Below are 19,212 nucleotides of genomic sequence, written 5' to 3'. Positions count from 1 at the left end.
AATGGTTAAATTGGCAGAATCCGTATTATACTATCATCCAGGCACTGCAGATGACCGTAAGACAGTGGCTCTCATGAAAAGCGTCCTCGTGCGCATGGGAGTCAGGATCAGGAATATTTCGCCGGACCAGGTGATGGAGCAGGTGGGCTATCTGGCAGGGGTTCCGGGATTTGAAGCGCAGAAAGAGGGGGCTTCCGGGGAGGCCCTTCCTGTGATACCGGAGCAGGTAATGGTGCTGAAATCATTTTCAGGCAGGCGTTTGGATGAGCTTCTTATGAACCTGAGAAAAGCCGGGGTGCCGAAGATCGAGCTGAAGGCAGTGCTGACGGAGCACAACTGCGGCTGGAGCTTTTATCACCTGTATGAGGAGCTGAAAAGCGAACATGAGACCATGACGGCAGGAAAGGAACAATGACGGATCCCACCAGGAAAAGACAATTAGAAGAGCTGGACGAGGTGACACTGTGCACCAGGATCCTCTGCCAGGCAAGGAATGAGCTGTATGTGAATATGCGGTTTCTGGATGTGGCCTTAAGCAGTCTTGGCTTTGAGGCGGACTGGGGACGGCAGGGGCTTGCCACGGACGGAGCAGTGATCTACTATGGGCCGGAGCATCTTTTAAGGCTTTATAAGAAGGGGCGCGTGCTGGTGAACAGGGCATACCTCCATATCCTTTTTCACTGCCTGTTCTGCCATCTGTATACGAGAAAGGGCAGGGATAAGGAATATTGGGACCTGGCCTGCGACATTGCCATGGAGTCTGTGATCGACGGGCTTTACCAGAAATGCATCCATGTGCCCCGGAGCGCCTTGAGGAGAGAGACCTATCTGCGCATCAGGAGGATGCTGGCAGAGGGGGAAGGCGGCAGAGACGTGGAAGCAGCACAGAAAAACGGAGGCCGGGTCGGTGCGCCGCCCGTACTGGCCCTGACCGCTGAGCGTGTGTACCGCGCTCTTGTGGACATGAAGCCCGCAGAAAAGCGCCTGCGCCAGCTTCAGGCAGAATTTATGGTGGACAGCCATGACCTGTGGGAGCAGGAGGAGGACCCCAGGCAGGCCATGAGACGCCAGAACCAGTGGAATGACAACCGGGAGAAAATGCAGACCAGCATGGAGACCGGCTCCAAAGAGGAATCGGAGGAGGAGGGGAGCCTTCTTGATTCCCTGCAGGTGGAGAACAGGGAAAGGTACGATTACAGCCAGTTCCTGCGGAAGTTCGCGGTCATAAAGGAAGAACTCCAGGTGGATGTAGATTCCTTTGATTATGGCTTTTACACCTATGGTCTGTCCCTCTATGGGAATATGCCTCTGATCGAGCCATTGGAATCAAAGGAGGTCTGCCGCATTGAAGAATTTGCCATTGTGGTAGACACCTCCATGTCCTGCTCCGGGGAGCTGATACAGCGTTTCCTGGAGGAGACCTATGATGTGCTTTCGGAGTCAGAGAGCTACTTTAAGAAGATCCATGTCCGCATCATCCAGTGTGACGATAAGGTTCAGTCCGATGTGGTGATCACCTGTGCAGAGGAACTGGCGGCCTATATGGAGTCTTTTGAGATCAGGGGATACGGGGGAACGGATTTCAGGCCTGCCTTTGAGTATGTAAACGGGCTGTTGAAAACAAGGGAAATTTCCCGCTTGAAGGGGCTGATCTATTTTACAGACGGCAAGGGCATCTATCCGGTGCAGGCCCCGCCCTATGATACGGCCTTTGTGTTCATAGAGCGCATGTTTTCCGATGAGGCGGTTCCGGCCTGGGCCATGAAGGTGGTGCTGGAGGAGGAACAGCTGCGGGAATATCATAGCGTACTGTCAAGCAGTCAGCGCACCGGAAGCAGCACATCAGGCAAACAACAGGAGAACAGAGAATGAATATCAAGCGAGCAAAGGAAGAAATAAAGGACACCATAGAAGCCTATCTTTTGAAGGACAGCCTGGGGGAATATGTGATTCCATCTATCCGCCAGCGCCCGGTCCTGCTCATAGGCCCGCCTGGTGTGGGCAAGACCCAGATCATGGAGCAGATCTCCAGGGAGTGCCGGATCGGCCTGGTCTCCTATACGATCACCCACCATACCCGCCAGAGCGCGGTGGGCCTTCCGCTGATCGAGAAGCGGGAGTATGCAGGCCGTGAGTATACGGTGACGGAATACACCATGAGTGAAATTGTGGCCTCTGTCTACAACCGGATCGAGGAGACAGGCCTGAAGGAGGGGATCCTGTTCATCGATGAGGTGAACTGCGTGTCAGAGACATTGGCTCCCACCATGCTCCAGTTCCTCCAGTGCAAGACCTTCGGAACCCATAAGATACCGGAGGGCTGGCTGATCGTGGCTGCCGGTAATCCGCCGGAGTATAACAAGTCTGTCAGGGAGTTCGACGTTGTCACCCTGGACCGCATCAAGAGGATCGATGTGGAGCCGGATCTTGGCGTCTGGAAGGAGTATGCCTATGTCCAGAATATCCATCCCGCCATCTTGTCCTATCTGGGGATACGGCCGGAGTATTTCTGCCGGATAGAGACAACAGTGGACGGAAAGTGCTTTGCCACCCCCAGAGGCTGGGAGGACCTATCCCAGCTTATCCAGGTCTACGAGCAGCTGGGAAAGAAGGCTGACAGGGATGTGGTAGGCCAATATATCCAGTATCCGAAGATCGCAAAGAACTTTGCAAATTATCTGGAGCTGTATTACAAATATCAGAATGAATACCAGGTGGAGGAGATCCTTTCCGGAGTGATCAAGGAAGAGCTCTGCGACCGCCTGGCAAGGGCGGCCTTTGACGAGCGTTTGAGCGTTACCGGGCTCCTGCTCTCAAAGCTGACGGAAGGCTTTAAGGAGCTTCAGGATAAAAACCGCAAAATGGAGCTTCTTATGGAGCAGTTAAAGCATTACCGGCAGCTTCTTCTGGGAAACATCGAGACCGGAGACAGCGGCAGATCTCCCGCTGCCCTATTGGAGCTCATATCCCAGGAATTGGAGGATATGCGCAAGCAGAAGGAAAAAAGCGGCCTTCTGTCGCGCCCTGAAAACCGCCTGTACCGCCAGACCATTTCAACAATAGAAGCCTGGTCCCAAAAGCTGCGCACGCTCCCTGAGAAGGCTTCAGAGGAGGCCTGGCAGTGGGTACGGGGCAGATTCATGGAGGAGAGCGATGCCTATGAGGACGTTAAGGATGCCTGCGGCGAAAAGCTGGAGCATGCCTTTGACTTCATGGAAGCCGCTTTCGGAAACGCCCAGGAGATGGTGATCTTCATCACAGAGCTGAACACGGGCGAGGCCGCGGTGGAATTCTTAAACAGCTATGAATGCGGGCGGTATTACCAGTACAACAAGGCCCTGCTGTTTGATGAGCAGGAAAAGGGGATATTGGAGAAGATAAAGTGATGGTCTAAGGGCGGCAGATGCCGCCCTTTACAAATTCCATGGGGGACAGACCGATCCTTTGGCGGAAGGCGCGGGAAAAATGGGCAGCATCCGGGTATCCGGTCAGGGCAGCCGTCTCCTTTGCGGAATGCCCTGTCAGGAGAAGCTCCTGGGCACGCCAGATGCGGCAGTCAATGACGTACTGATGCAGGGAAGTTCCCGTAACGCTGCAAAAGGAGCTGCACAGACTGGTTCTGGACAAGGCAAAGTGTCTGGCCATCGCTTCCAGGGACAGGGCAGCCGTCTCTTCCAGATGCTCGTGGATGTATTGGATGATGCAGGAAATCAGGGTGTAGGCCTCCCCTCTGCCGGCTTCCTGTCCAAACCGGGAGCGGAAGAGGCTGTTGACCTCCAACAGAAGCCTTGCCAGGGAAAAACGCAGATAGAGCTGCTGTTCTGCCGGGGGAAGAACGTAAGAGAGCTGGGGGACCGCGTCTTCTCCCGCCTGGAGCCTTGCCAGCTCCTCCAGCTTTTGGCGGACAGACAACGTCTGTTCATCTGTCAGAGGGATGATTCCGGCTTCAGAGTCTGGCCTCCTGAAAAAGCACTCCAAAAGATCGATTTCTGTTCTTCCCAGGCCTGATAAGAAGGCCGGACGAAACATGACCAAAAGCCGGTGATAGCTCCGGCCGCGTATTCCGATGCCATGGCGTTCAAAGTTGTTAAAGAGCACCAGGCTGTTCTTCTCCAGGATGTACTCTTTTCCGTCAATACGGCAGGGAACGCCGCTTGTCAGCACAAGGAGAAGCTCCAGCTCTCCGTGGACGTGCCAGTTTGTTACAATGCGTTCCCCATCTGTTTTTTCCTCTGCCCGCAGGCCGTATTCCATATAGATCCCTCCTTTTTCTGCGTGGTCATTCGTCCGCTTCGGCAATACTTCTGTACGAAATGGCAACTTTTTTTGTGTGACATTTGCTATGATAAGCCTGCACGTATCCGGCAGGAGTACCTTCGCCCCGGCATGGAGGCAGGCGCCCCTTTGATATGCCTGAAACGATGCGTTTTCCGGCGGCTGCCGGTCAGCATTTTATAAAAATCTTTATAGGAGGCGCGGTACTTAACATGTTTACCCGAAAGCAATTAGCCGGCCTGCTGATCCCATTGGTGCTGGAGCAGACCCTGTCAGTCACAATCGGGCTGGCGGATACTCTGATGGTCGCTCCTCTGGGGGAGGCGGCCATGTCCGGCGTCAGCCTGGTGGACGCCTTTAACACATTGATCCTTTTGATCCTTGCTGCTCTGGCAGCGGGGGGATCCGTGGTGACCAGCCAGTATGTGGGGCGCAGGGATTGGAGCAGCGTAAAAAAGACTGCAGCACAGATCATACTTTCCGTTTTGGTGGTCAGCTGTCTGGTCGGTCTGCTGGTGATCTGCCTGCGCAATCGTATTCTGGGGCTGATCTACGGCGCTCTTGACAGTAAGGTGATGGGTTATGCCAGAACCTATTTCTTCTTTTCCGCTTTAAGCTATCCCTTTATGGGGCTTTATAATGCCGGAGCAGCTCTGTTTCGAGTAGAGGGAAACAGCCGGATCAGCATGATGGCCAGCTTTGTAATGAATGTTACAAATATTGCAGGAAATGCTCTGCTGATCTATGGACTCCGCCTGGGCGTTGCAGGGGCGGCCCTGTCCAGTCTGGCATCCAGAGCCGCGGCCTGCCTGGCCGTGATGCTGCTGCTCCAGAAAAAAGGAAGCCCTCTGCGCATTGACAGCCCTGCCCTGCTAAAACCGGACCGGGGAATGATCCGCCGCATTCTGGCCATTGGTATTCCGAACGGGATCGAAAACGGCATGTTCCAGATCGGCAAGCTCTCTGTTTCCAGTTTGACAAGCACCCTGGGCACAGCGGCCATCGCCGCCAATGCCGCTGGCAACAGCTTTTGCGGTATATTAAATATTCCGGCCAATGCGATCGGTCTGGCGGTGATCACAATCGTAGGCCAATGCCTGGGAGCAGGGAAGAAGGAGCAGGCAGCCTATTATGCGAAGAGGCTGCTCTGGGCATCCTTTATGGGCGCATGGCTTACCAATCTGTCATCGCTGCTGGTGTTTAACCGTCTGGCGGTTTCCTGGTTCCATCTTTCCGCGGAAGCCGCTGATATGTGCCTTGAGGTCCTGACCTGGTTTAACGTAGTGTCCCTGTTCCTGTGGCCGTCCAGCTTTACTCTTCCCAACATTCTTCGCGCAGGCGGAGATGCCAGGTACACGATGGAGGTCAGTGTCTTCTCCATGTGGGTATTCCGGGTGCTCTTAAGCTATCTGCTGGCAGGCTATCTGGGCTTTGGACTGCTGGGCGTATGGATGGGAATGTTCGTGGACTGGGGCTTCCGCTCCCTTTTCTTCATGCGGCGCTTTTTGAGCGGGCGGTGGATGGAGCATAAGGTTATCTGAGAGAGCACCTTCCGAAGCAATGATACTATTTTTTTACAGGACAGGCAACAGGAAAAGGGCGGCATCTGCCGCTCTTTTTTCTTGTGGATATCCGCCCGGTCTGATAGAATAAAGGAATAATTGGTTAAGGAAAATGGTTAAAGTTTTTGAAAGAGGTGTCTATGAAGAAAAAAATAGCGATCATCACCCTGATACCCAGCTCCGGCTGGTTTTACGCAGAGCAGGTACAGCAGCTTTTTGGAGATCTGGCAGAGGTGAAGGCTTACAGCACGGGGGATATGTCAGTGGAGAGGATAGAGCTCTCAGACATTTATCTTGTGACAACGGATGCGTTTAAGGTGGCGGAGGAGACCTGGCAGTATGTCCCTGCGGACGGTCAGGTGGTGGAGATCCAGGTAACGTATCCAAAGGAGGTGATCTGCGAGCTGAAAAAAATACCGGAGGGCACCAGAGTGCTTTTTGTCAATGCTACCAGACAGATGGCGAGAGAGGCGGTCACACAGCTGGAGCAGCTGGGAGTGAACCAGCTGCAGTTTGAGCCTTACGGACCGGATTCCCTGCATCTTGGCTGCAGCGGTGAGGATGGAAGCATATCTCATCTTTCCTTTCAGGGACCTGCCAATAAGGAGGTCTGGAAGGGGATCGATATTGCGGTGACTCCGGATGAGGAGGCTTTTGTGCCTGCGGGAATGAAGCAGGTCATTAATATTGGCCCCAGGTGCTGTACTCCTGCCACTGTTATGGAGGCTGCCATACATTTGGGATTGGAAAGACTGCTGGAGGGGAAGCATTTCCAGAACTATAAAAAAACCATGGCAAACATTAACTACAGCTTTGAGCAGATGTTTGTCCGCTCCAGGCGCCTTGAGAGCCGTCTGGATATCCTGATCGAGATTTTGGATGAGGGCATGATCGGCGTAGATGAGACAGGGGAGATCTTTGCCATCAACCAGAAGGCCAGGGATATCACAGGGGTGGACAGCCGGTCTGTGATGGGACGCCAGGGGGACAGCGTATTCCCATATATTCCGTTTGGAACGTGTATCAGGGAAAAGGCAACCCTTACTCCCAGACTGATCCGTATTGGCTCCGCCAATGTAAACCTGTCCGTGGTGCCTGTGCTCCATCAGGGGGAGTGCATCGGCGCTTTTGCCACCCTGCAGCGGTTCAATGACTTGGAAAAACGCCAGAACGAGCTGAGAAGCCAGCTGTTACACAAGGGCTACCGGGCAAAGTACTGCTTTGAGGATGTGGTGGGAAGCTCCCAGGCCATTGAGAAGACGAAAGCGCTCCTTCGCCGGATGGCAGCAACGGAGTCACCGGTGCTCCTGATCGGGGAGACAGGAACCGGCAAGGAGCTGTTTGCCCATGCGGTACACAGGGCCTCCAGAAGGAGCGATGGCCCATTTGTGGCCATCAATGTAGCTGCGATGCCGGAGAATCTTCTGGAAAGCGAGCTCTTCGGCTACGAGGAGGGTGCCTTCACAGGGGCAAAAAAGGGAGGACGGCCAGGACTGTTTGAATTTGCCCACAAGGGTACTCTGTTTTTAGACGAGGTGGAGGGCATGAGCCAGGCTATGCAGGTAAAGCTTCTCAGAGTGCTCCAGGAACGGGAGATCATGCGGGTAGGCGGCAATCAGATCATCAACGTCGATGTGCGGATCGTGGCAGCTACGAATGAGTCATTGGAGGAGAAGGTGGAGGAGGGAAGCTTCCGCCGGGATCTCTACTACCGGCTGAATGCTCTCCCTGTCCTGATCCCGCCTCTCAGGGAACGGGAAAATGATATCCTGCTTCTGATCGACCATTTCCGCAGGCAATCCGGGGGAAGCTTCAGCCTGTCAGGGGAGATCCGGAGCATCCTGCTGAAATACAGCTGGCCCGGCAATATCAGGGAGCTTCAGAATGTGGTGGACTATTTCAGCTTTACCGGTCACAAAGAGGTCTGCATGGAGGATCTGCCTCCCACCTTTCTCCAGTCCATGCAGAGAGACCGGGGAAAACAAAAGCAGAGAGACGGCATGTTCAGGGTAAGGGGAGAGTATCAAGGCGGAAATGCAGCAGAGGCAGCAGGAGGTCTTCAAGATGTCGGAAGCTCCTTCCCCGACAAGGCGGAGTTCTGGTATGTGCTGGAGCAGCTTTACAGGGCCTCGGAGGAGGAAAGACCAGTGGGACGGGAGGCGATCCTTCAGGCAGCAAAGAGCCAGCATTTTCCACTGTCCCAAAAGGAGATCCGTGATATATTAGAGGAAATGTCGAAGACGGGAATGGTAAAGGTGAGCCGCGGCCGGGGAGGTAGCCGGATCACTCCCCTGGGCCGCAGCGTATGGGAACAGGCGTTAAAAAAAGAAAAAGTTTGACCATATTAACCAAAATTGCTGGTAAAAACCAATTTAATTGGGATAAAAAGGAAATGTATTTGCAAAAAGACAAGGAAATTCGTGAAAGAAAAAGTTGGCATAAAACTTGCTCTTATTATAGTGTGTATAAAAAATAGTAACGCTCGTGAAAGACCTCGCGAACTATTTTTCATGCATCGTACGTAAGAGCCTAAAAGACAGGCTCTAAGTGCTCATAGCTATAAAAAACTGCAACAATTCAGACTGCAAAAAAAGCAGGGAGAGGAAGGGTGAAAGATGAAGTACAACTTCGACGAAGTCGTTGACCGCGAGCATAACCGCTCAGCGAAATATGACGAGAGAAAAAAGAAATTCGGCACCCAGGATGTGATCCCCCTATGGATTGCCGACATGGATTTCAAGACAGCGCAGCCTGTCATCGATGCTTTAAAGGCGAAGGCAGAGGAAGGCATCTGGGGATATACTTCACGGCCTGATTCTTACTATGAGGCTCTGTGTAGCTGGCAGAAGCGCCGCAACGGCTGGGACATTGACAGGAGCATGCTGAGCTTCAGCCCGGGCGTGGTTCCTACCTTGTCTTCTATTGTGAATATTTTTACAGAGCCCTCTGACAAGGTGCTGATCCAGACTCCGGTATACTCTGAGTTCTACGATGTGACAGAGAGCTGGGGCCGTCAGGTTATTGAGTGTCCTATGGTGGAGAAGGACGGCTCCTGGGAAGTGGATTTTGAGGATTTTGAGAAGAAGGCAAAGGAAGCAAAGATATTTTTCCTGTGCAGCCCCCACAATCCATTAGGGATTGTCTGGACAAGGGAGCAGCTTACAAGGATGTGTGAGATCTGCATTGCAAATGATGTGCTCATTGTATCAGATGAGATCCACTCTGACCTGATCTTCCACGGAAAGAAGCACATTCCCACAGCGACTCTGTCACCAGAGATCGCTGCCCATGTGATCAGCTGCATTTCCGCAACAAAGACCTTTAACCTGGCAGGACTCCAGGCATCCCATGTGGTATTCCCAAATCAGGAGCTCAAAGCAGAGTTTGACAGGTTCTGGTGCAACCTGGACATCCACCGCAACAACGCATTCAGCTCTGTGGCAGTGGAGACCGCATTCAGTCAGGGAGAAGAATGGCTGGAGCAGCTTCTGGAATATATTTCCGGGAACTTTGATTTCATTGAGAGCTACTGCCGTGAGAATATTCCGCAGATTAAGCCGAATGTTCCCGATGCAACCTACCTGGTATGGCTTGACTGCCGCCAGATGGGCATGGAGAATGAAGAGCTTCGGAAATTCATGATCGAGAAGGCCGGCCTGGGACTGAACGAGGGATGGTCCTTTGGACGCAGCCTGTCCGGGTATATGCGTCTCAATGCAGCCTGCCCGCGTCCTGTGCTGGAGCGTGCCTTGAAGCAGCTGAAGAAGGCTGTGGATGATATCGCCTAGTGTGCTGTCTCATTCACTTTCAGTAGAATGGCGCAGATGGAAATCCAGGCAAGTCATTCTGCGAAATGTGAGTGAGACTATACACTGGCATGAGGAAAATGCACAGGTATGTGCAAATAAGGTAAAATTGATAAAAACGCGAATACGCGTTTAATATATGGAGGGAAAGAGTCATGACGAAAGACAAGACAAAAAAGGGTTTTATACTCCGCGCACTTGACACAGTGGAGCGGGTAGGTAACGCACTTCCGAATCCGGCTACGATCTTCCTGATCCTTACAGGTATCGTGATCGTGCTTTCTGCGATTTGTGCGTCACTGGGCGTAACAGTTACTTATGATTATCTTGACAGCGCAAAAGGGGAGATCACCGAGGTGACAGTAGCAGCTGTCAACCTGCTGGCTCCTGACAGCATCCGCCACATGGTAACGACCGTTGTGGGCAACTTTACAGGCTTCTTTGCACTGGGAACCGTATTCACCATCATGATCGGTGTTGGCGTTGCAGACGGAACAGGCTTCATGTCCGCACTTCTGCGCAAGGTTGCCGCTTCCACACCAAAGACATTCGTTACTGCAGTGGTTGTATTCTTAGGGATCATGTCCAACATCGCATCCTCTACAGGCTACGTTGTTCTGGTTCCGCTTGGCGCCGTTCTGTTCATGGCATTCGGACGTCATCCGATCGCAGGCCTGGCAGCAGCATTTGCAGGCGTATCCGGCGGATGGAGCGCAAACCTGCTCATTGGTACAAATGACCCAATGTTCGCAGGCATGTCCACACAGGCAGCTCAGATGATCGATCCAAGCTACAATGTGCTTCCTGTATGCAACTGGTATTTCATGATGGCATCCACCTTCCTGATCACTGCCATCGGAACCTTTGTAACAGATAAGATTGTTGAGCCGCGTCTGACACCATATGTACCGGATTCTTCCGAGGTTGTCCAGGATATCGGCGACAATGAGAAGCGCGGTATGCGCTGGGCTGGCATCACTGCTCTCGTTTATATCATCATTATGGCAATTTTAGTAGTACCTGAGAATGGACTGTTAAGACATCCGGAGACCCACTCCTTCTTAACTTCCCCATTCATGAGCGGAATCATTTTCTTCATGATGCTTCTGTTCCTGCTTCCAGGTCTTGCTTATGGTATCGGCGCCGGCTCCATCAAGAACGACAAGGATGTTGTTGAGCTGATGAACAAGACCATCAGCGGCCTGTCCAGCTTTATGGTACTGATCTTCTTTGCAGCACAGTTTACTGCATGCTTTAACTATTCCAACCTGGGTACCATCATTTCCGTATCCGGTGCAAACTTCCTGGAGTCTGTTGGCTTCGTAGGCCTGCCGCTTATCATCTGCTTCATTGTACTGACTGCATTTATCAACATCTTCATTGCAGTTGACTCTGCAAAATGGGCGATCATGGCTCCGATCTTTGTGCCAATGTTCATGCGTCTCGGTCTGGCTCCCGAGCTGACCCAGGTTGCTTACCGTATTGGTGATTCCAGCACCAACATCATTGCTCCTCTGATGCCGTTCTTCGTACTGACAGTTGCATTCTTCCAGAAGTATGACAAGAAGGCTGGTATCGGAAGCGTTATCTCCACCATGCTTCCTTACTCTCTGTGCTTCCTGCTGGGCTGGATCGTTATGTTCATTGTATGGTATGTATTAGGCCTGCCCTTAGGACCTGGCTCACCACTGTTCTATTAATCAAAAATGAAACGCCGCCAGGACTTTTATAGTAAAAGTAATAAGTCTCGGAAAAACAATGATAGAGAAGGGGATATCTTATGAAACCAAAGGAATCAAGAATCAAAGAACTGCTCCGTGAAAAGGGACTTGATGGGGCAATCATTTCCTCGCCGGAGAATTTCCATTATGTAACTGGTTTTGGGGGCCATCAGCATACAGTATCCAGACAGCCCGGCTTTTCTCTGGCTGTTATGCGTTCTGACGATAAGGCGCCTACCCATATCACCACCATGGACTTTGAGGCTGCCACCTTCCGCATCAAGGCAGCCGGCCTGGGCTTTGTGGTAGACCCCTACGACACCTGGGTGGGACTGAAGACCTGGCCGGAGATCGCAGAGGGTGTGATGCTGCCTGATAAGGAGCGCATGGTAAGCTCTAACGACAAATTGGAAAAATTTGTAAAAGACTGCGACCTGGCTGACAAGCGCATCGGAGTGGAGCTGGATTACATCACTGTGCCTTATTTTCAAATGCTGAAGGAGAAATTCCCGGAGGCAGAATTTGTGAACATTTCCGATATGTTTGTCTATGCCCGCAGCATCAAGACAGAGGAAGAGATCCAGATGTTCCGCGACCTGTGCCGCATTGCTGACCACGGCTTTACCGAGGTGAGCAAGATCGTAAAGATCGGCGTGTCAGAGCAGGAGATGAACAGCTGCTTCCGCGAGGATGTGATCAAATCCGGCTTCTGCGTGCCCAGTGCGTGGTCCATGTTCTCTACCGGACCCTCCGGCTCCCGCCTGACCCTTCCGGGAGATGGAATCATCAAGGACGGAGATGTGGTAAAGTTCGACGCTGGTGTGAATGCAGAGTTCGATTTCTATACAACAGACACCTCCAGGGCATGGGTGATCGGCAATGCGGATCCGGCGTTGCTGAAACTGAAGGACAGGCTTTATGAGGGACAGAGAAGGATGATCGCCGCTGCAAAGCCAGGGCTGCCTATCAACGAGCTGTATCATGTGGCATATGACTATGTAAAAGAGATGTTCCCCTGCTACAGGAGAGGCCATCAGGGACATTCGATCAGTATGGGCCCTGCTACAGCTGAGGCTCCTTATATCAACGCAACAGAGACAAGGCCTCTGGAGGCCGGTATGGTGCTGGCTATGGAGGTTCCCTGCTACATTGACGGGGTAAATGGATTCAATATCGAGGATATGGTGCTGATCACCGAGGACGGATGTGAGGTACTGACACCGAATACGCCTCATTATCTGTAGAAATACGCGGGCCTGCGCATGTACGAAAGGAGATAACAGATGAAGGTTGTAATTGTAGGCGGGGTAGCAGGAGGCGCCGGAACAGCGGCCCGTCTGCGCCGCAATGACGAGAGCGCAGAGATCATTATGCTGGAAAGAGGAGAGTATATCTCCTACGCGAACTGCGGCCTGCCCTACTATGTGGGCGGCGTGATCACAGATAAGGAAGCTCTGCAGCTTCAGACACCGGAACGCTTTCACAGCCGCTTCAGGGTGGATGTGCGCGTAAAGAACGAAGTGGTTTCTGTGGATACACAGAAAAAATGCGTGACCGTAAAGAATGGTGACAACACCTATGAGGAGAGCTACGACAAGCTGGTGCTCTCACCGGGAGCAAGCCCTGTGCGTCCTCCCATCCCGGGCATGGCGGATAACCATGTATTTACCCTGCGCAGCATCCCTGATACCTATGCAGTCTATGATTTTGTAGAGGCGGAAAAGCCTGCGTCCTGCGCTGTCATCGGCGCCGGCTTCATTGGCCTGGAGATGGCAGAGAATCTGGCAGAGCGCGGCCTTAAGGTATCGGTGGTAGAGGGCGCTGCCCATGTAATGCCTCCCATTGATATGGATATGGCCCATGAGGTACATAACTATATCAGGGCCCAGGGGATCGGGCTGTATTTGGGACAGACCTGTACGGCGATGGACGAGGAGGGCGTGATCCTAAGCGATGGCCGCAAGGTACAGGCCGACATGGTGATCTTAAGCATCGGTGTCCGGCCTGATACCGGCTTTTTAAAGGACAGCGGTATTGCACTGGGCCAGAGAGGCGAGATCCTTGTAAATGAATATATGGAGACCTCGGCGGCAGACGTCTATGCCCTGGGAGATGCTGTTTCCGTCAGGCATGTGGTAAGCGGCAATCAGGTACTCATCCCCCTTGCTTCTCCTGCCAACAAGCAGGGACGCATTGTGGGCGACAATCTGTGCGGCAAAAGGACTGCCTACAAGGGCAGCCAGGGCACTTCCATCATGAAATTCTTCGGTATGACCGTAGCTGTCACAGGAGAGAAGGAGGAGAGCCTTGCAGCCCAGGGCCGTTCATATAAGAAGGTGATCACCACCTCCGCTTCCCAGGCAGGCTACTATCCGGGCGGCGAAATGATGACGGTAAAGACATTGTTTGATCCGGAGACCGGAGTGATCCTGGGCGCGCAGATCGTGGGAGGAAAGGGCGTTGACAAGCGGATCGACGATCTGGCAAATGCAGTCCGCTTTAAGATGACAGCCTATGACCTTCAGGAAATGGAGCTGGCCTATGCTCCTCCGTTCTCATCGGCCAAGGATCCGGTGAACATGGCCGGTTACGTGATCGGAAATGTGCTGGAGGGACTTATGAAGCCCTTCTATGTGGAAGATATCGAGAAGATCCCTGCAGATGCCATTCGTCTGGATGTCCGTACCGAGGAGGAGGCTGCAAACGGAGCGATCCCAGGATTTATCAATATTCCTCTGGACAGCTTGAGAGACCGTATAGATGAGCTGGATCTGAAGAAGGAGATCTACATCACCTGCCAGATCGGCCTCAGAGGCTACCTGGCCCAGAGGATCCTGGAGCAGTCAGGGGCAAAGACACGGAACTTAAGCGGCGGCTACCGTTTCTATGAAATGATGGAAAAGGATCAGAAGTCCATGGCAGCTGTGGCAGGGATGTGCACGGCTTGCGGGATGGAGATAGAGAACAAGTAATACCTTCAAAAATAGAAAGACAGCAGGTGCGTATTGGGACAGTTTCTGTAACAAACGCACCTGCTTCTTTTTTTTCTGAGGAAAATATAGTATACTCCTTATATTGAAGATTAGGGAGGTGCCGTATGAAGATTACGTATATCCATCACAGCAGCTTTATGGCAGAGCTGGAGCAGGTGGTGTTTTTGTTTGACTATTTTGAGGGAGAGATACCGGACTATGATAAGGAGAAGCCGCTTTTGGTGCTGGCAAGCCACCGCCATGGGGATCATTTTTCCAAAGAGATCTTCCGGCTGGCAGAGGAAGGCGGGAAGGTAGGATACCTTCTGTCAGATGATATCTGGAGGCGCCAGGTCCCTGAGGAGCTTCTGGGACGCACGGTCTTTATTGGGCCGGGAGAGGAAAAAAGCCTTGATATGGGAGAGACTGTGAAGGTAAAGGCATTCCGGTCCACAGACGAGGGCGTGGCCTTTTTGATCGAGGCAGAGGGAAAGACCATTTACCATGCAGGTGATCTGAACAACTGGGTCTGGGAAGGAGAGCGTGAGGAGGACAACCGGCGCATGAGCGAGAGGTATCACGAGGAGCTGGATAAGCTGGCAGGAACCCATATCGATGTGGCCTTTATGCTGATCGATCCCAGGCAGGAAAAGGATTTTTATCTGGGAATGGATGATTTTATGAGAAAGGTGGGGGCGGACGTGGTGTTCCCCATGCATTTCTGGGAAGACTTTGGAGTGACGGAGCGGTTCAAGGCTCTTGCGTGCTCCGAGGGCTATCGGGACAGGGTAAAGGAAATACACCGCAGGGGCGAGAGCTTTGAGGTGTAAGAGGCAAACTTGGAAAGAGAGGAAAAGGATATGCTTTTGATAAAAGGAGGACGTGTGATCGATCCGGCCAGCGGGCGGGATGAGACCGCAGATGTGCTGGTGGAGGATGGAGTTATACGGAAGATACAGCCTGTGGGGAGAGAATGGGAGGCAGGCTGTAAGGAGGAGGCCGGGATATTGGCTGCGAACAGTAACGAAAAGGAGCTTCCCTGTCAGGTCATTGATGCCAGGGGCATGGTGGTAGCGCCGGGCCTGGTGGATGTCCACGTGCATTTCAGGGATCCGGGCCTTACCTATAAGGAGGATATACACACAGGGGCAGCGGCTGCCGCCAGGGGAGGCTTTACCACCGTTGTCTGCATGGCAAATACAAAGCCTATCGGAGACAATGTAGAGACATTGGAATATGTGCTGGAAGAGGGAAAAAAGACAGGCATCCATGTCTTAAGCTGCGCTGCCATTTCAAAAGGCTTTGAGGGGAAAGAGCTGACAGATATGGAGGAGCTTCTGGCCCACGGAGCAGCAGGCTTTACGGATGACGGTATCCCGCTGATGGACGGCGCTTTTGTGAGGAAGGCTATGGAGGAGGCAGCCCGGCTGGATACGGTGCTGAGCTTCCACGAGGAGGACAAGACCTTTATCAGGCAGAATGGCATCAACCATGGCGCAGTGTCCGAACAGCTTGGCATCTACGGCTCCCCGGCTCTGGCAGAGGATTCCCTGGTTGCCAGAGACTGCATGATCGCTCTGGACACAGGGGCGAAGGTGGATATCCAGCATATCAGCTCCGGCAATGCAGTGGAGATGGTGCGCCTGGCAAAGAAGCTGGGAGCCAATGTGTGGGCGGAAGTTACGCCTCATCATTTCTCTCTGACAGAGGAGGCTGTGCTGGAGCATGGTACCCTGGCAAAGATGAACCCGCCGCTGAGGACGGAAAAGGACCGCCAGATGCTGATCCGGGGCTTAAAGGACGGAACCATTGACATGATCGCCACAGACCATGCGCCCCACAGCAGGGAGGAAAAAGAAAAACCTTTGACAGAGGCGCCCAGCGGCATCCTGGGGCTGGAGACAGCGCTGGCCTTAGGCATTACCAACCTGGTAAAGCCGGGCTATCTTACCATGACAGAGCTCATGGCAAAAATGAGCCTGAACCCGGCACGTCTCTATCAGCTTTCCTGCGGATGCCTGGAGGAGGGACGGCCTGGAGATTTTGTGATCTTTGACCCGGACAGGCAGTGGACAGTGGAGGGCTTTGCTTCAAAATCAGACAACAGCCCGTTTTTAGGCGAAACACTTACAGGAAAGGTCATGTACACCATCTGCGGAGGGAATGTGGTTTATAGGGGAGAGGAGCATGAGGAAGGAATTTGATGTCCTGCTTTTGGACGTGGACGGAACCCTTATGGATTTCAATATGGCGGAAAAGCGGGGGATGGAGCAGGTACTGAGGTTTTACGGCATTGAACCGACCACAGAGCGCCTGGACCGCTACCATGTGATCAATGAACAGGCCTGGGCTGCCTTTGAGAGGGGAGAGGTGACAAAGGAGAAGCTGGTGACAGAGCGGTTTGTTACCTTTTTTGGAGAAATGGGAAAATCGGTAGATGGCCAGGAGGCCGAGGACCTTTACCGCAGCCTGCTGGATAAGTCGGACTTTCTTATAGACGGTGCACTGGAGATCTGTGCTTATTTAAGGGAGAGATATGACTTATACATTGTCACAAACGGCACCTCCTCCACCCAGTACAAGCGCCTGGCAGCTTCGGGGCTCGACCAGTATGTGAAGGATATCTTTGTCTCAGAGGATGCAGGCAGTCAGAAGCCCCAGAAGGAATACTTTGAATACTGCTTTTCAAGGATACCTGGGGCAGATCCATCGCGCATGCTTTTGATCGGCGATTCCCTTCACTCTGATATCCAGGGAGGGATCAACGGGGGATGCAGGACCTGCTGGTTTAACCCGGAGGGACGTCCTGCTTTAGGGGAGATCAGGGCGGATTATGAGATACGGCGTCTTGAAGAACTGAAAGGATTTCTTTGATAAATAAAATGAGTGCCCTTGTCCGCCGGGGGTATGGAAAACAAATGAAAGTGATAGGAGAATATGAGTATGTTTGAAGCATTACCGGCAGCAGCCAGAGTCGTGATTGTGATCGTAGGACTTATGATCATTACCATCGCAGTGAAGGGAGGTTTGGGAAGGATCAAGGCCCAGAACCACCGCATCCAGACAGTGATCACGCTGATCTACAGCCTGATACAGTATGTGACCTTCATCGTAGGCCTGACCTGGGTCTTAAGCATTTTGGGCGTTGATGTGAACATGATCTTTGCCAGTGTAGGGATCGTGGCATTGATCGTAGGCTTCAGCGCGGAAAGCCTGATCGCAGATGTGATAACAGGGCTTTTCATGATCTTTGAGAACCAGTTTAATGTGGGTGATGTGGTGGAAGTGGACGGCTACCGCGGCTCCGTGGAAAAGATCGGGATCAGGACCATCAGTGTGCGGGATGCAGGCGATAATCTGAAGATCGTGAATAATTCCAACATTAAAAATATGGTAAACCTCTCCTCTGATATTTCCAGGGCGATCTGTGATATCGGAGTATCCTATGAGGAGGACTTAGTAAAGGTGGAGGAACAGCTCCCGGGTATTCTGGAGGAGATATACGGAAGGCATAAGGATATCTTTTTACATACACCCGCTTATATCGGTGTGCAGGAGCTGAAAAAGCAGGGGCTGCTTTTGCGGTTCATGGCCGATGTGGAGGAAAGGGATATCTTCTCCGGCCGCCGTATTTTAAACCGTGAGCTGTACCTGGAGCTTGGGAAGAGGAATATAAAAATATCCCATGAGTAAGGGCAGAGTACGGAGGCAGAGGCGTCATATGAGAACAGATGAATACGGCAGCGGAAGGGAACTTTGGGATATGGAAATATACCAGGGGGCAGAGGAGTTTTACCAGAGCAGCCGGGAGGAGAGCGCCCGCGGCCATGAAATATACCAGACCAGGGAATTTTATGGGAGGGAAGAGGACGGGCTGCAGGCGGCTGTTCAGGATCGTACAGAGGCAGAGGATGGCAGAAAAAAGGGCTTCAGAAGGATGATGAAGCGGATGCAGTATGGACTTACGCTGTCCTTCTGCACAGTGGCTGCAGTGCATGTGATGCTGTCAGGCGGGAGAAGGCCTGTGAGGGAGGCAGCAGCAGAGACAGCTGGGGAGAGTGCTGTGGCGGAGGAAACAGCAGGAGCTGTGGAAAGCCAGCCGCCCGTCGTGACAGAGGCCCAGGCGGAGAGCGGAGCAGAGTTTGATCCATCGGCAGGAATACCATTGGCAGAGGAGGAACAGGCTTATCTGGACAGGCTTTGGGCGGCAATGGAAAGTGAGGATACAGCGGCGGCAGAGGCCATCATGGGGGAGCCGTTATTTTCAGAATTGAGAAATAAGCTGGAATACGGCCAGTTCGATATGGTGGATAATGAAGAAGAAATGCCGTATTTGTATATGGATGGAATGGCGTACAGGGTGGATTTTGTGAATGGAAAAGCAATGTCACTTTACGGGGAAGAAGATGGTGCCAATAATTTTACCTTGAGAAATGTATTTTTAGGTGAAGTCAGCAACCAGCATGCAAATGGTTATGGCAGCTGTGCAGAAGTCTTTTACAGTGAAGCGTATACACAGCATTCGTATTATAAAGGCCGGTTTTCACACAGTCTGGCAAACGGACAGGGAGAACTCACCGTATATTTAGAAGATGCGCCGGCAGGAAGCACCTATAACAGCAGATATCAAGGAGAATTTCGTGATGCATACTTATACAACGGCGAGAGTGTTGACTTCTCCTTCAATCATGTCCCCGGAGGGGATGATCTGGAATATAGGGTACGAGTGGAAAATGGTGTTGTTGCCTATGATAGGTTGATATCAGAGGATGGCTGGGAAAATATGAATGTTGGTATGGTATGGAAGGATACAGGCTGGCAGCAGGGTGAAGCTGGCGTTTATGTGCTTTTCGATTGGGAAAATTATAGGAACTGA

The 19,212-nt window shown here is 52.4% G+C and carries 16 protein-coding genes; 15 read left to right on the top strand and 1 reads right to left on the bottom strand.

What is annotated here, in order from left to right:
• The first annotated feature begins 1 nt into the window (after position 1).
• Genes LIZ87_RS09015 through LIZ87_RS09005 form a run of 3 tightly spaced genes read left to right on the top strand, consistent with a single transcriptional unit; the run spans position 2 to position 3,386 of the window.
• Positions 2–415, top strand: coding sequence for a DUF3783 domain-containing protein (locus LIZ87_RS09015; RefSeq protein ID WP_227146513.1), 414 nt, complete (start codon positions 2–4; stop codon positions 413–415).
• Positions 412–1,872, top strand: a complete 1,461-nt coding sequence (locus LIZ87_RS09010) for a vWA domain-containing protein (RefSeq protein ID WP_178315565.1) — start codon at positions 412–414, stop codon at positions 1,870–1,872. Before LIZ87_RS09015 ends, LIZ87_RS09010 begins: the two co-directional genes overlap by 4 nt.
• Positions 1,869–3,386, top strand: coding sequence for an AAA family ATPase (locus LIZ87_RS09005; RefSeq protein WP_227146511.1), 1,518 nt, complete (start codon positions 1,869–1,871; stop codon positions 3,384–3,386). Before LIZ87_RS09010 ends, LIZ87_RS09005 begins: the two co-directional genes overlap by 4 nt.
• A 4-nt stretch (positions 3,387–3,390) precedes the next feature.
• On the opposite strand, the gene LIZ87_RS09000 is transcribed toward LIZ87_RS09005, so the two are convergent.
• Positions 3,391–4,254, bottom strand: coding sequence for a helix-turn-helix transcriptional regulator (locus tag LIZ87_RS09000; RefSeq protein WP_178315562.1), 864 nt, complete (start codon positions 4,252–4,254; stop codon positions 3,391–3,393).
• Positions 4,255–4,487: 233 nt separating this feature from the next.
• On the opposite strand from LIZ87_RS09000, the gene LIZ87_RS08995 reads away from it, so the two are divergent.
• From LIZ87_RS08995 to LIZ87_RS08940, 12 genes are all read left to right on the top strand, one after another.
• A complete protein-coding gene (locus tag LIZ87_RS08995) occupies positions 4,488–5,816 on the top strand; it encodes an MATE family efflux transporter (protein WP_178314113.1) in 1,329 nt (442 codons plus the stop codon).
• Positions 5,817–5,977: 161 nt separating this feature from the next.
• A complete protein-coding gene (locus tag LIZ87_RS08990; protein WP_178314115.1) occupies positions 5,978–8,176 on the top strand; it encodes a sigma-54 interaction domain-containing protein in 2,199 nt (732 codons plus the stop codon).
• Positions 8,143–8,313 (top strand): hypothetical protein, encoded by a 171-nt coding sequence (locus tag LIZ87_RS08985; protein ID WP_227146509.1) that lies wholly within the window; start codon positions 8,143–8,145, stop codon positions 8,311–8,313. The genes LIZ87_RS08990 and LIZ87_RS08985 overlap by 34 nt, the downstream gene beginning before the upstream one ends.
• Positions 8,314–8,452: 139 nt before the next feature.
• Positions 8,453–9,625, top strand: a complete 1,173-nt coding sequence (locus LIZ87_RS08980; protein ID WP_178314117.1) for a MalY/PatB family protein — start codon at positions 8,453–8,455, stop codon at positions 9,623–9,625.
• Between the two features lie 173 nt (positions 9,626–9,798).
• A complete protein-coding gene (locus LIZ87_RS08975) occupies positions 9,799–11,343 on the top strand; it encodes an AbgT family transporter (RefSeq protein WP_178314119.1) in 1,545 nt (514 codons plus the stop codon).
• Between the two features lie 80 nt (positions 11,344–11,423).
• A complete protein-coding gene (locus LIZ87_RS08970; RefSeq protein ID WP_178314121.1) occupies positions 11,424–12,608 on the top strand; it encodes a M24 family metallopeptidase in 1,185 nt (394 codons plus the stop codon).
• A gap of 39 nt (positions 12,609–12,647) precedes the next feature.
• Entirely contained in the window at positions 12,648–14,336 is a 1,689-nt protein-coding gene (locus LIZ87_RS08965) for an FAD-dependent oxidoreductase (RefSeq protein ID WP_227146506.1), read from the top strand.
• 125 nt (positions 14,337–14,461) lie between these two features.
• Positions 14,462–15,166, top strand: coding sequence for an MBL fold metallo-hydrolase (locus LIZ87_RS08960; protein WP_178313520.1), 705 nt, complete (start codon positions 14,462–14,464; stop codon positions 15,164–15,166).
• Between the two features lie 30 nt (positions 15,167–15,196).
• Entirely contained in the window at positions 15,197–16,540 is a 1,344-nt protein-coding gene (locus LIZ87_RS08955) for a dihydroorotase (protein ID WP_227146543.1), read from the top strand.
• Positions 16,524–17,210 (top strand): YjjG family noncanonical pyrimidine nucleotidase, encoded by a 687-nt coding sequence (locus tag LIZ87_RS08950; protein WP_227146503.1) that lies wholly within the window; start codon positions 16,524–16,526, stop codon positions 17,208–17,210. The genes LIZ87_RS08955 and LIZ87_RS08950 overlap by 17 nt, the downstream gene beginning before the upstream one ends.
• Before the next feature lie 69 nt (positions 17,211–17,279).
• Positions 17,280–18,029, top strand: a complete 750-nt coding sequence (locus LIZ87_RS08945; RefSeq protein WP_227146500.1) for a mechanosensitive ion channel family protein — start codon at positions 17,280–17,282, stop codon at positions 18,027–18,029.
• Between the two features lie 28 nt (positions 18,030–18,057).
• Positions 18,058–19,212, top strand: coding sequence for a hypothetical protein (locus LIZ87_RS08940; protein ID WP_227146499.1), 1,155 nt, complete (start codon positions 18,058–18,060; stop codon positions 19,210–19,212).

This window comes from Lacrimispora sp. 210928-DFI.3.58 (genome assembly GCF_020554865.1).
In the GTDB taxonomy this organism is placed as follows: Bacteria; Bacillota; Clostridia; order Lachnospirales; family Lachnospiraceae; genus Enterocloster.
Note: the sequence above shows the minus strand (reverse complement) of the source record. Positions and strands in the feature narration are given on the sequence as shown.